Below are 10,697 nucleotides of genomic sequence, written 5' to 3' on the forward strand. Positions count from 1 at the left end.
TTGTGATTGAGTGTATGAGGTTGATCACGAGGAAGTCGGATGTCGTTAGAGATGATCGTTCAGCTTCAAGAGGCACGCCTGGCATTGCCATTGCTTGATCGGGAGCAGCGGAAGGTGCTTATGTCGCGGGTAGTTTGCGAACTGGATGCCTTGCGAGAAGATGTGCTGTGGAAGGTCAAGCCCGGCAAGTGCTTTTGGCTAGACAATCTGGTCGCCATCGTATCCGCGTCAACCCACGAGATTGCTTCAATGAGTGACGGTGAGTTCCAGCACCTGCTGACGGAGCTTGAGAAGCTGGTTGCAACGCTGGATGGCCTGGGGCCGAAACCCAAGCTTACAACGCAAACCTTTCACTAGGAGCTGCCATGCGTGTCCTCATTGTGGAAAATGAACCAGCTCTCGCGCAATTGGTCGAAGACGTCGCGCTGGCAGAAGGATTCGAGATTGCCGGCATCGCAAGGAATGCCACAGAGGCGTTGGAGTTGGCGCCGGAGACTGACATTGCCATTCTGGATGTGTCTCCGGCCGACCAACTGACAGGGCGAGAGCTTGCCAGGGAACTAGTCAACAGATTTGAGATCGGTGTCATTCAGCTGGCCGGCGACTCTCACAGTATTGCGAACCAAACGGCGGCCGATGAAGCCAAGGGGCCACCAAATGCCCAAAAGATCGTGGAAGGTCTGAGGCTGGCAGCAATGTGGCGGCGCAAGATCCGCTCGCACCCTCGTCCAGACAAGGCACGGGATAAATACTCAGGAAACCTGCAGTGACAGCGGAAATGCCACGCTGGGCCTTTATGTCAAGCTTCGGTTCCCGACGCTTTGCTGCAAAGCCCGCGTATCTGCCTGAGCCGATCCTCGGCTTCAATCAGCCGTCGAAGAATGTCGGCATCGCCGGCTCCATCATCGTTCTCGAAGAACTGACCGAGCAGGGTCATTGGACTGACTTTCAGCTCCTTGCAGATCAGGACCAGAACGGACGCCGACATGCGGTTACTGCCACGCTCGTATTTCTGGATCTGTTGAAACGAAACGCCAAGACTGTCCCCAAGCTCTGCTTGAGAGATGCCACGCGCCAGTCGAATGTTCAGAAGTCTGTCGCCAATCTCTTCGTCTATCTCAGCCGTGCTGTCTGTGTTGATCCGAGGCATCGATGCTCCGTTCAATCGAGGGTCAATGAATCGTCGATGAGCCACAAACGTCATATCAGCAGCCGATCTGAAGTCGAGGCTTTATGCCGTCGGCCCGGCGAACCAGCTTCAATGTGCATGGAGATCTCAAGCCGCCTGCTGTACAATTGTGACCTGCCAGAATTAGGATTCGAGCAATGGACCTCTCAAAGCGAAACCTCGTGAAAACGATCGTTGTCGGCACTTTCGCTGCCGCGCTCTTTCCTGTTGGCCTGCTCGATGCTCTTGCCAATAGCGGAAATGGGAATGGGAATGGCAATGGCAATGGTGGCGGGAACGGCAACGGGAACGGGAACGGGAACGGGAACGGGAACGGGAACGGGAACGGGAGTAGCAACGGGAATGGCAATGGCAATGGGAATGGGAATGGGAACGGAAATAACGGCAACGGCCAGGGAAATGGCGGATCGGCCGGGTCTGCTGCGACGACCTCCGCCCAGCCTGATGATGCCTCGACCACTTCATCTCGTTCGGTAGCCGAGGCGACCAGAAGTGCTGACGGATCGATACGCGTGCGGCACCGCAATGGCATAACCGAGTCCATCGTCAACGGCCGCTACACGATAAAGGATCAAAAGGGGCGAACAATAAACGATCGGCTAGCCACAAAAGCGGATGCCAGCCGTCTCAGCAGATATTTGCGCTAGGCTCGCTTGCTCCACCTGATTGCCGCTTCCGTCCTGTTGGTTACATCCAGTTTCAGAAAAATTTGAGTCAGGTGATGCTTCACGGTCTTTTCCTGAAGATCGAGGCGCCGGGCAATATGCTTGTTTGACAGTCCTTCGGCCACAAGATCCATAACCTCCCGTTCACGCGGTGTCAGTTTACCCTGCAACGCCCCCTCGAGCGTGTTTTCATGAACCTTGGCAGACATGGAAGGGGAGACAACCTTGGACCCTGAGTATACCTTCCGGATGGCGTCGGCCAATCCTCGCGACCCGACTCCCTTCAAAACATAACCGACAGCGCCACGCTGCAGCGCTGACGCGAGTGTGTCGACTTCCTCATCGGCGGTTAGCATAATGATGCGGGTAGATGGGCTAAGAGCGAGAATCTCGCTGATTGCGTTGAGGCCGCCCCCGGGCATCGAAACGTCCACCAGAAGAATGTCGGGACGATCAGAAAGCGCCAACTTAGCGGCGTCCTGCGCGGTCGAACCCTCGCCGATGATGATGAAGCCCTCAACTTCCGAGAGGCTGCGCACGACACCTTCGCGAAAAAGCGGGTGATCGTCGATGACGCCGACGGTAATCGCATTCATAGTTGCTCCACATCAGTTGCCTGAAGCGACATGGACACGGTCGTCCCGCCGTGGCCCGTATTTATTTCGAAAACGCCCCCGAGGCTGTCTATGCGTTCTCGTAATCCAGCGAGACCTATGCTGGTGGGCCTGACCGTGTCCTGATCGAAACCCTCCCCTTGATCGCGGACCTCGATATGAACCATTCCCTCACACAGCCTGGCAGTCACAGACTGACGCACTCCGCCCCCATGGCGATAGGCGTTGTTGAGCGCTTCCTGCGTGAAGCGGTAAACACATATCTTTATTGCCGCCGCAAGACTTGATCCATCGTCTTCGACGTTCACCTGGACCGTACTCGATGTCCTGGTGGCATGGGCATCGACGACGCGCTTGAGGATTTCACTGTACGAGGCGTTTTCGATTTGTGGAAGCACCAGGCCACGACAGATGGCGCGGATTTCCGCCATCGCTTCCGCAAGGCTCGATCGTATCCAGGACAGTTCCTTTTCGCGCGTTTCCGTGCTCGTTCGGGGATGTGTCAGCAGTTCGCTGTCGAGCCTCATTGAAGCGTAAGCGATATGTTGCGCAGGGCCGTCATGCAAGTCTGCCCCGACGCTGCGAAGATACCGTTCATTAAGCTCTGCAGCGCGCTGCGATGCGCGTTTAAGGCGCCGCTGGAGTGCCTGGTTTTCCGAAAGCAGCGCCGACAATTCCGAGATCTTGCTCCTGAGCTCCGTCCGCTGTTTCTCAATCAGATTGCTGCCCCGGAATACGATGGCTGACAAAGCGAGGAAAAAAACTGCTGTGAGCCCAGCTACCGAAGCCCACGTCGAGACGCGAGCACTGAGGAGACTGTCGCTGAGACCTTCAGCGGTCTCGTAGAATTCAAGCACTGCGACCGGCTGCCCAGACCAGGGCTGCAGGACTGGGTTGTAAATTTCCATGAGCGGCTTTCCAAGCCTTCGTTCCTCCTGGCTTTCCGGATCTTCCGCGACCTCGTAATGCGCGACAAGCGCTCCCTCGAAGGCTTGGCCCAGTTTTTCGTTGACCGGGAAGCGCCGCCCCACGAGATTTTTGTCATTTGAATAGAGTACCGTTCCATCGCCGCGCCACAACTTGAACGAAACGAGACGCTTTCCAAGTGCTCCCTGCATAAGCGCTTCATCTAGGGCTTGTGCGCTGCCTTCGTCCAGGACCCTTTCCGTCTGCATGTCGGGAAGGATGGGAGCGACGACACTATCCACAAAGAGTGCCGTCGTCGCACCCGTGTGTCGGATGACAGCTGCTTCGATGACGTGCGTCAGAATGGTCCCGATGACAAACATTGTCACGATCGAGACCACACCTCCGGTAACAAAGAACTGTGTCGCAAGGGAATAGGGGCGTCGGCTTAACCGGGGCATCTGCTTCTTGTGGGACTGATACCCGACAGACATGGCACTACCTCGGAAAAAGTCCACAAGAAGCGGTTATATGATCAGTCATCAAAGTCATGGGCCGACCATCGGGACGCGCAGCCGCTCGTCGGTGGAAATGAAGGGGCGAGGAGCGTCTTTGCTCGGGCGGGGACACCATTCCTTCGTAACGAGCTACGTGCAATGTCGTTCCGTTTCATCGCTCCGAGGCCCGACCAGAACAAACAGCGCGGCGTTGAGCTGCCTACAAGGCGATAGTCGCAGGTATCGGCGATTTGGGACTTCAGTCGGATACCATGGCGAGATTGTTCCGTTATTTTAGCACTGGACCTTGCACGGAAAACTCCGGTGACCGTCGAGGTCGGAGGGTTCGCATGTATCGAGTAGCGAGCCCTCCTGTCACTGGGAATGATCAGACTTCCACATCCGATCTCCTAGGTCATCTCGAACTTTTCGTAACGGCAAAGGCCGCGACAACTCTGCCAGCCGGTAAACCCCGATTACGGTGCTGTTGCTTTGTTTAAGCCCATGCGAGCGGCCACCGCACCTCGTTTATTTATTGAGGGAATCCTTGAGCGCCTTGGCAGGGGCGAAAGCGAGTTTTTTTGCGGCCGCAACCTTGATGGCCGCACCGGTGGCCGGGTTACGCGCTTCTCTTTCAGGCGTTGCCTTAACCTTGAACTTCCCAAATCCCGGGATCGAACTTTCCGCACCCGAGAGAGCCGCTGCCGTAATAGCTGCAAATACTCCTTCGACAACGGCTTTGCCTTGCGCCTTCGTCAGGCCATGTTCGGCAGCGATTTTGTCGGCGATTTCGTTTGTGGTCGTCATAGTTCAGCTCCTGTTGCCGCTAGATTGATGTCTTGAGATTCCAGCCTTGTCACTCAGCGTTGCGTTGCCTGGTCCCGTTTCGCCGCCTTTTCCACAATTTCCGCCGACAAGCGACCTCTCAGTCGCAAGATACGCGTGTGTCCGGAGAGCGGGATCGGCGCGCTTATTGACTCCTTCCGCTGCACGTCCGAAAAGAAATGCTGACCACAGAGGGAGATACACAATGGCCGATGAAAATAACGCAAGCCCGGCTGAGGATGAGCAGGTGAGCGGACCGGTTGAGACGCCGACCTTGAAGAAGCAGCGAGCGCCACGTCGGCCTCGGACGGCCACTGCCGGAGCGGACTCGGCCCCGGTTGTTGCTGCAGCGCCCGTCAAGGGCAAGCGCGGAAGGCGTAGCAAACAGCTTGACGGCGCATCAATATCTTCCGCAGAGGCGCATCCAGCCAGCAAAATCAAGGCGAAAACGGCCGCGAAAGCTCCCAAAACGGTGAAATCGACTGAGCTATCGGCAAAGCAGTTTGCTTCTAGTCCGGTTCGTGATGAGATCGCCGATCTCATTCAGCTCGAGGAAGAAAATCAACGGCTGCGCAAGTTGTTGGCAGAGAAGTTGCGGGCGGAGAACGCAGATCTGCGTAAACGACTTGGGCTGGATCGATAAAAGATCGGTCAGAGATCGGTTTACCTGCGGCATTCCCATTGAAGGATATCATCGGGTTCTTGTCGCGAGCCCCGAGACACCGCGTCCCCACATTCGGTGACGCTTGCCGGAGGTAAGAGCGCTATGAAGTCACCCTGGAAATTCCTTGCTGAGTTGACGTCCCGCAAAAAGAGGGCCGACGACCTTCGGGAGGATAACGCGGATGACGGCACGGCCGATCGGGAACCTGTTCCAGCTGACGCGGTCCACGCGGCGAAAGCGTCCGACGATATCCCCGAGCCTGGTCGCATAGACCGCGTCAGTCCCCCCGCCGGGGAGATGGCGCATGGCGGCGTTCGCGAGGATTCTGGTCGGAAAGCGATCCCGCCGTCTGAGCAGATCGTGACAGGGCAAGCTGCGGAGCAATGGGCCGTGAGCAAGCTGCCGACCACCGATCGCGCAGCGGCACAGCCAGCGCAACGAGCACGCATTCGGCAAGGCCACAAGGCGAAGACCCTCAGATCGCGAGAAACCGTCAAAGGCGCTGTTCCAATCAGTGAGGGTGAACAGCCGCAAACGCCAACAAGAAACCGGAGCTTCGTCCAGGAAATGGCGGAGCTGGACCAAGAAATCATGGACTTGCGGCGCCAGTTGTCCCAGAAGCTGCATAAACAGAATGCCGAGCTTAGAGCGATGCTCGATCGCTTCAACCAATCGTGAGTCAAACTCGTAGCCGTAGAGATCCGTTTTTATGAAGAAACCAGTTCGACCATTCGTCGTCGAGATCAAGTCCGGTCGCCGGCGCACGAACGCCACACAGAATGCGGTTTGGGGAACAACTGATTTCAAGGCGATGCTGAAGGAGGCGGCGGCTGATGCGCCACATCTGTTTACGCCCATTGATGGGCCAGAGATAATTAGCGTCAAGGAAAAACAGTCGCTGGAGATTGCGACCGGTGCGACGACTGAAGAGCTATCTGCCGCGACCATCGGTCCAACTGAAAAGGCCGAACGGGTGCCTCCCTCAAATGCGCAACAAACCGTTGGCCGCCAGCACTCCGAGGGAGCGATCCTGCGCAAGAAAACCCCCAGGAACCAGAGGCGCGCCGAGAGCGGATCATCTCGAGACGACCATCCGTCGCAAAGCAGCGATCAAAACGATCTCTTCATTCTTGAAGAAGAAAATCGACGTCTAAAATGGCTTTTGGCAAACCACCTTCGTCAGCAAAACTCGCAGCTAAGGGCAATGCTCGAACGATTTCGCGATGGTTGACGCAGGCCACGAACAAGCCCGCAGCGCTGGGAGAATGTTTCATAGTTGTTGTAGGCTGAAGCGTTTCAAATGAACTGCCCCGCGTCACCATTACATGGGATCTGAGTACTCGCGCAGACCTTGCGCCGGACGCCTGTACGCTATCGTACCGCATCCATCCGTCCTCTCGCGCGTTTTAAGGGAGGGAGGAATTTCATATGATGAACGACAATGTCCCGGCAAGGGATTCACGTAATGCCGCCAAGAGGGAACTTGATTTCGAGCGCACCAGTCAAACGGCAAGAGAAGTGACTGACGCAGAGCGGCGACATCGTGCGGCGAAGACGGAACGCCTCCGGGTGGCGCGGATGCAAGCGGAGGAACAGGGTCGGCAGCTTTGACCGAGGCCCACTGGGAGCGCTACCGACCGCCACGGCATTTCAGCGCAGGAGACCGTCGCTACCGAACTCTTCCCATCCGCTCAACCCGGTCATGAGTTCGTCGGCGTTCTGTTCAGTCCGTTTGGACTTCTCTTTCTTCTTCAGTGATTGCGTCAGCTTTGCTTGATACGCAGCGCGCCTTCGGTTTTCTGCTTTCGCTGCCGCGTCATGCTCCCGCCACGAGTGGCAGCTGCGCGTCGGAGCAAGACATTGCCAAGCTTGTGAAGCGGCCTATTTTGATCGCGACTATCCTTGATACGGGATCTCGGCAGGGCGGCTTCTGTTCGGCCGCCCTATTTTGGCGAGTGGTGGGACCGGGGTGGCGCCGATGCTGCTGGAAGATTTGTATCGCCTGATGAAAACTGGGCCTGTGCAAGCTCAGAGTGTGGTGGACACCATGACCCAGCCGGTTGTCGTCCTAGATCAGCACTATTGCGTCACCACAGCGAACAACGCGTTCATCAACGCCTTCGAAGTCGATCGGGAGGACATCCTCTCACAGAATTTCTTCGGGCTTGGAAACGGGCAATGGGATATTCCCGAGCTACGACAGCTCATATCTTTCGTCATACCGCGAGCAGCCGCAGTCATCGGCCTTTGAAGTGAAGCACGATTTCCCGACGACCGCCGTCGCTCTGGAACTACAACGATTGAACGTCCCGTTCGTGCTTACGACTGCATTTTCCGGCCATGAACTGGCGTCAAATCCAGTCCTCTGCGACGCGATCAACCTGGGAAGCCGACAAATTCGGGCCACCTCATAGAGACCGTGCGGAAGCTGGCTATCTAGCATCTTCCCTGCTGATGCCAACTCGCTGTTGTGAATACGGATTTTGGAAAGTCGTCTCCCTTCCGTAACGTACGGTTGGCGCGGCAGCACATGTCACGCTTGGCGTCCGGTTTCGATCGCCCCCGCCAGTGTGGTCGCGAGATTGCGACTCGCCATCAAGAGCTTGCCAAATTTTGGGGGACCCAGACTCGCGTGGATGTCGCGTGACCAGTCGTAAATATCAGACTGCAGACAATAGCAGCGATCGCGATCAGAATGGCGATCGACACAAAACCGATTCCAGAAGGTTTTCCTTCGTTATAAATCATGAAATACTCCAAAGGGGGCACCCGACGGTGCAACAAGGCACCGCCGGATGTTCCCGTCACGCTTCGATGATGTAGACAATGGTAAGAACATGGGGATCGACGATAACGATCCTGCCATCCGCAAGGATGAAGAACCGGTAGCCTTCATACGCGGGGACGATCTTCACGATCCGCGGCGGCAGCCGGACAAGGTGAACCCGTTTGGGAATCCTGGTCCCGACGGAGACGGTGAAGTCGACCTCCTTCACCGGCTCTACATGAACCTCTTTCACCACCTGACGAATTTCGGTCCTCTGCTCGACAGTCACGTTGACGTTGGTCTTGGTGTTGGTTGTCGCGGAGCCCTGATCGCTCGATTGCTTCTGCGATCCATTGTTCTGCGTGATGGTGTTGCCGGACTTGGAATCCTGCGTGCCGCTTTTCGACCCCGTGGCGACCGAGCCATCGTTATCGGGCGCTCCCGTTTTGGCATTGGACTTCTGCTCGGTCGTGGAACCGCCGTCTTGCGAGCCGCCATTCGGCTTCGCCTCTGCCGAAGACTTCTCGGAGCCGGTTCCGCCGGTCGACGAATTGTCACTGGATGGCTGTTTGGCGTTCTTCTGCATACCGGCGCCTCCACCACCCTTCGGTTCGGCAGATTGTGGCTTACCCTGCCGACATGCACCGGAAGCATCCGGCGTACAGTCGGTGCCAGATGCACTGGATCCGGACTGGGACTGGACGGTCTGCGAGCTTGACTGGGCATCCGCCTGCCCACCGGAACCCGATTGCATTTCCATTTGTGACTGCGTCTTGCTGCTCTGAGCTGCTGCCGGCAGCGTTGCAAGTGGCGACACGCTGAGTGACAGCGCTGCCAGGATCATTGTGAGATGGCTTTTTCGCATGGCTAATCTCCGGTTTGTAGGGACGCACGACATGTAACCCGCAATTCGCTGCGGTGCCTGCATCCCCATGATCTTTGGAAAGGGGCGGCTCGCGCCGCCTGTCGGTCAGGCAAGGGCCTGGAAGTCACTGAATGACTTGAATGACCTTCCGAGACGAAGGCTCGACGATGACACGTTCGTCGTTGACGATTGCATAGGCATACTTCGGATCGTCCGGCACGGGCGTCACTATCACCGTCGTTGGAAGCGGCTGCCCGACGACTACCTTCTCCTTGACGACAACACGGTCCGTAGGAGCGGGAGCTTGTTGAACGTAGGTGACGAGTTTTTGCGGGGGCGGATCAAGCACTGTGCCGGCGACGCCGCCTACAATGCCCCCTACAGCCGCTCCAACGGGCCCGCCGACAATCGCCCCAGTTGCGGCACCTCCAACCGCTCCCGTCACCGTCGACGACTGCGCAAAGGCGGAAGTCGACACCATCAGGCTCGCGACTACCATTCCTACTGTTTTGATATTCATTTTGCTTTCCTCCTTGATAGCGGTCTGTTCCGCTGCGGAATCAAACAGCCAAGGGAGGGGTGGGTTCCAGACCCCGGACTTCAGTCCGGGGTCTGCTGGACCATGGCCCTATCCCGCCTATTGGGTCGGAAAGCGGCTCAACATCCGGTCCTGGACGTTCTCGAACCCGACAATCGATGCGGCTATCGCAATCGACTTGTCACGGTCACATAGGTCTGTGATGTAACCTTCGAGCAAAGCTATCGGACCAAGCATGCGGACCGTAATGGCGCTGCTGTCGATGTCTGGATCAGCCGACAGCGCGGACTGGATCGTCGCGATCGTCGATGCGGAACCGTGGCCTTGTGAACAGCACTCCTCGTGGCTGAAGCTGTCAGAGCCGAATTTCATTGTCACTCCTTCCGCTCCTCCCCTCAAAGGAACCTCGTATGTTGCGTCCTTCTAAAGTAAGAACGCCGCTAAGCTTTGCCAGTCAGACTTAGGTCCCACCTCCACTTGATATCCTTCGGGTCGCTTCGCCCCATCCTTTGTTCACAGATGCAGCATTATCACTCGCCGCCGCCGATCCTCGAAAGATCGATGCGTATTTCCGAAGGCTCAGCAACGCCCCGAGCGACCGCTGGACGGCCGTTGTCCTCCACGCGGCCCCAGGAGTTCGGCTGCGTGCCTCCATCATTCTGGCGAGCTGTTGGGACAGCATTTGCGCGCAGGAACGTGGCACCTCCCGGGTCATCCGCATAAAATACCTTGGCACCGTCGAATTCCCCTGTCTTCCAGGCATGAACAGCATCCTCAAACAGGTGAGGGACCACTTCCGGGTTCGTTGGACTGCCATACCATTTCGTCACGATGCGGGCGATTTTTGCGAACATGGTTGTACCCCGCTTCAAGTTCTCACAGGCATCCACCACACCGCCATCCAGCTGATTGATGTCGGTAATCCCGATGCCTGCCGGAAACTGTGTTAGGCCGATGCGCACGCTGGCCTTCCCGACATGCTGCTTGATGATCTCGAGCGCCTCTTCGGGCGTCGTCGGTTTCGGGACGAGTACAAGCCGGCCGCCGGATTTAATGGTGACTGCAAGCGGATCGTCGGACCCCGCTGCCGCGACGAACTGCTCGACGATCGCCGGCGTCAGGGACGGATCGGCGCATTTTTCGATAAGGCCTGCATCAAGCATTGTG

The 10,697-nt window shown here is 57.1% G+C and carries 16 protein-coding genes and 1 pseudogene; 7 read left to right on the forward strand and 10 right to left on the reverse strand.

Annotated features, from left to right (window positions below; all coding sequences use genetic code 11):
• The first annotated feature begins 39 nt into the window (after positions 1 to 39).
• Together A6U87_RS05915 and A6U87_RS05920 are read left to right on the forward strand one after the other, a co-directional pair.
• Entirely contained in the window at positions 40 to 357 is a 318-nt protein-coding gene (locus tag A6U87_RS05915) for a hypothetical protein (RefSeq protein WP_065690326.1), read from the forward strand.
• An 8-nt stretch (positions 358 to 365) separates the two neighbouring features.
• The gene (locus A6U87_RS05920) at positions 366 to 770 is read left to right on the forward strand and encodes a response regulator (RefSeq protein WP_065690327.1); all 405 of its coding nucleotides are present in this window, start codon (positions 366 to 368) and stop codon (positions 768 to 770) included.
• Between the two features lie 29 nt (positions 771 to 799).
• Here the strand turns inward: A6U87_RS05920 and A6U87_RS05925 are convergent, their stop codons facing one another.
• On the reverse strand, positions 800 to 1,204 hold the full coding sequence (locus A6U87_RS05925) for a helix-turn-helix domain-containing protein (RefSeq protein WP_342587879.1): 405 nt from the start codon (positions 1,202 to 1,204) through the stop codon (positions 800 to 802).
• A gap of 122 nt (positions 1,205 to 1,326) precedes the next feature.
• Between A6U87_RS05925 and A6U87_RS30350 the strand changes: the two genes are divergently transcribed.
• A complete protein-coding gene (locus A6U87_RS30350) occupies positions 1,327 to 1,836 on the forward strand; it encodes a hypothetical protein (protein ID WP_065690329.1) in 510 nt (169 codons plus the stop codon).
• On the opposite strand, the gene A6U87_RS05935 is transcribed toward A6U87_RS30350, so the two are convergent.
• The 3 genes from A6U87_RS05935 to A6U87_RS05945 form a co-directional block, all read right to left on the reverse strand.
• Entirely contained in the window at positions 1,833 to 2,450 is a 618-nt protein-coding gene (locus A6U87_RS05935; RefSeq protein WP_065690330.1) for a response regulator transcription factor, read from the reverse strand. The genes A6U87_RS30350 and A6U87_RS05935 overlap by 4 nt on opposite strands.
• A complete protein-coding gene (locus tag A6U87_RS05940; RefSeq protein ID WP_065690469.1) occupies positions 2,447 to 3,835 on the reverse strand; it encodes a sensor histidine kinase in 1,389 nt (462 codons plus the stop codon). Before A6U87_RS05940 ends, A6U87_RS05935 begins: the two co-directional genes overlap by 4 nt.
• A 564-nt stretch (positions 3,836 to 4,399) precedes the next feature.
• Entirely contained in the window at positions 4,400 to 4,678 is a 279-nt protein-coding gene (locus A6U87_RS05945) for an HU family DNA-binding protein (RefSeq protein WP_065690331.1), read from the reverse strand.
• 223 nt (positions 4,679 to 4,901) lie between these two features.
• On the opposite strand from A6U87_RS05945, the gene A6U87_RS05950 reads away from it, so the two are divergent.
• Positions 4,902 to 5,339, forward strand: a complete 438-nt coding sequence (locus A6U87_RS05950; RefSeq protein WP_065690332.1) for a hypothetical protein — start codon at positions 4,902 to 4,904, stop codon at positions 5,337 to 5,339.
• A 129-nt stretch (positions 5,340 to 5,468) separates the two neighbouring features.
• Here the strand turns inward: A6U87_RS05950 and A6U87_RS29555 are convergent, their stop codons facing one another.
• Positions 5,469 to 6,107 carry a hypothetical protein gene (locus A6U87_RS29555; RefSeq protein WP_141683909.1) on the reverse strand — a complete coding sequence of 213 codons (639 nt, stop codon included), beginning with the start codon at positions 6,105 to 6,107 and terminating at the stop codon, positions 5,469 to 5,471.
• Between A6U87_RS29555 and A6U87_RS05960 the strand changes: the two genes are divergently transcribed.
• Positions 6,070 to 6,591: a hypothetical protein gene (locus A6U87_RS05960; RefSeq protein ID WP_065690334.1), complete on the forward strand. Its 522-nt coding sequence runs from the start codon at positions 6,070 to 6,072 to the stop codon at positions 6,589 to 6,591. The genes A6U87_RS29555 and A6U87_RS05960 overlap by 38 nt on opposite strands.
• A 197-nt stretch (positions 6,592 to 6,788) precedes the next feature.
• Complete coding sequence (locus A6U87_RS05965) at positions 6,789 to 6,971, forward strand: hypothetical protein (RefSeq protein ID WP_244499429.1); 183 nt, start codon at positions 6,789 to 6,791, stop codon at positions 6,969 to 6,971.
• Between the two features lie 39 nt (positions 6,972 to 7,010).
• Here A6U87_RS05965 and A6U87_RS30355 read toward each other — a convergent pair.
• A pseudogene (locus tag A6U87_RS30355) lies at positions 7,011 to 7,190 on the reverse strand (hypothetical protein); the annotation flags it as partial.
• Between the two features lie 148 nt (positions 7,191 to 7,338).
• On the opposite strand from A6U87_RS30355, the gene A6U87_RS05970 reads away from it, so the two are divergent.
• Positions 7,339 to 7,611, forward strand: a complete 273-nt coding sequence (locus A6U87_RS05970; protein WP_244499430.1) for a PAS domain-containing protein — start codon at positions 7,339 to 7,341, stop codon at positions 7,609 to 7,611.
• Between the two features lie 553 nt (positions 7,612 to 8,164).
• On the opposite strand, the gene A6U87_RS05975 is transcribed toward A6U87_RS05970, so the two are convergent.
• The 4 genes from A6U87_RS05975 to A6U87_RS05990 form a co-directional block, all read right to left on the reverse strand.
• Positions 8,165 to 8,992, reverse strand: a complete 828-nt coding sequence (locus tag A6U87_RS05975) for a DUF1236 domain-containing protein (protein WP_065690335.1) — start codon at positions 8,990 to 8,992, stop codon at positions 8,165 to 8,167.
• Positions 8,993 to 9,116: 124 nt separating this feature from the next.
• The gene (locus A6U87_RS05980) at positions 9,117 to 9,512 is read right to left on the reverse strand and encodes a DUF1236 domain-containing protein (RefSeq protein ID WP_065690336.1); all 396 of its coding nucleotides are present in this window, start codon (positions 9,510 to 9,512) and stop codon (positions 9,117 to 9,119) included.
• 117 nt (positions 9,513 to 9,629) lie between these two features.
• Positions 9,630 to 9,902, reverse strand: coding sequence for a BON domain-containing protein (locus tag A6U87_RS05985; protein ID WP_065690337.1), 273 nt, complete (start codon positions 9,900 to 9,902; stop codon positions 9,630 to 9,632).
• Positions 9,903 to 10,060: 158 nt separating this feature from the next.
• Positions 10,061 to 10,693: a TraH family protein gene (locus tag A6U87_RS05990; protein WP_065690338.1), complete on the reverse strand. Its 633-nt coding sequence runs from the start codon at positions 10,691 to 10,693 to the stop codon at positions 10,061 to 10,063.
• Positions 10,694 to 10,697: the final 4 nt, after the last annotated feature.

Source organism: Rhizobium sp. AC44/96 (assembly GCF_001692185.1).
In the GTDB taxonomy this organism is placed as follows: domain Bacteria; phylum Pseudomonadota; class Alphaproteobacteria; order Rhizobiales; family Rhizobiaceae; genus Rhizobium.

Excerpts from the sequence above, each read along its gene's own strand:
- A6U87_RS05915 (WP_065690326.1), top strand. The coding sequence starts at position 40 with ATGTCGTTAGAGATGATCGTTCAGCTTCAAGAGGCACGCCTGGCATTG.
- A6U87_RS05920 (WP_065690327.1), top strand. The coding sequence starts at position 366 with ATGCGTGTCCTCATTGTGGAAAATGAACCAGCTCTCGCGCAATTGGTC.
- A6U87_RS05925 (WP_342587879.1), bottom strand. The coding sequence starts at position 1,204 with ATGACGTTTGTGGCTCATCGACGATTCATTGACCCTCGATTGAACGGA.
- A6U87_RS30350 (WP_065690329.1), top strand. The coding sequence starts at position 1,327 with ATGGACCTCTCAAAGCGAAACCTCGTGAAAACGATCGTTGTCGGCACT.
- A6U87_RS05935 (WP_065690330.1), bottom strand. The coding sequence starts at position 2,450 with ATGAATGCGATTACCGTCGGCGTCATCGACGATCACCCGCTTTTTCGC.
- A6U87_RS05940 (WP_065690469.1), bottom strand. The coding sequence starts at position 3,835 with ATGCCCCGGTTAAGCCGACGCCCCTATTCCCTTGCGACACAGTTCTTT.
- A6U87_RS05945 (WP_065690331.1), bottom strand. The coding sequence starts at position 4,678 with ATGACGACCACAAACGAAATCGCCGACAAAATCGCTGCCGAACATGGC.
- A6U87_RS05950 (WP_065690332.1), top strand. The coding sequence starts at position 4,902 with ATGGCCGATGAAAATAACGCAAGCCCGGCTGAGGATGAGCAGGTGAGC.
- A6U87_RS05960 (WP_065690334.1), top strand. The coding sequence starts at position 6,070 with ATGAAGAAACCAGTTCGACCATTCGTCGTCGAGATCAAGTCCGGTCGC.
- A6U87_RS05965 (WP_244499429.1), top strand. The coding sequence starts at position 6,789 with ATGATGAACGACAATGTCCCGGCAAGGGATTCACGTAATGCCGCCAAG.
- A6U87_RS05970 (WP_244499430.1), top strand. The coding sequence starts at position 7,339 with ATGCTGCTGGAAGATTTGTATCGCCTGATGAAAACTGGGCCTGTGCAA.
- A6U87_RS05975 (WP_065690335.1), bottom strand. The coding sequence starts at position 8,992 with ATGCGAAAAAGCCATCTCACAATGATCCTGGCAGCGCTGTCACTCAGC.
- A6U87_RS05980 (WP_065690336.1), bottom strand. The coding sequence starts at position 9,512 with ATGAATATCAAAACAGTAGGAATGGTAGTCGCGAGCCTGATGGTGTCG.
- A6U87_RS05985 (WP_065690337.1), bottom strand. The coding sequence starts at position 9,902 with ATGAAATTCGGCTCTGACAGCTTCAGCCACGAGGAGTGCTGTTCACAA.
- A6U87_RS05990 (WP_065690338.1), bottom strand. The coding sequence starts at position 10,693 with ATGCTTGATGCAGGCCTTATCGAAAAATGCGCCGATCCGTCCCTGACG.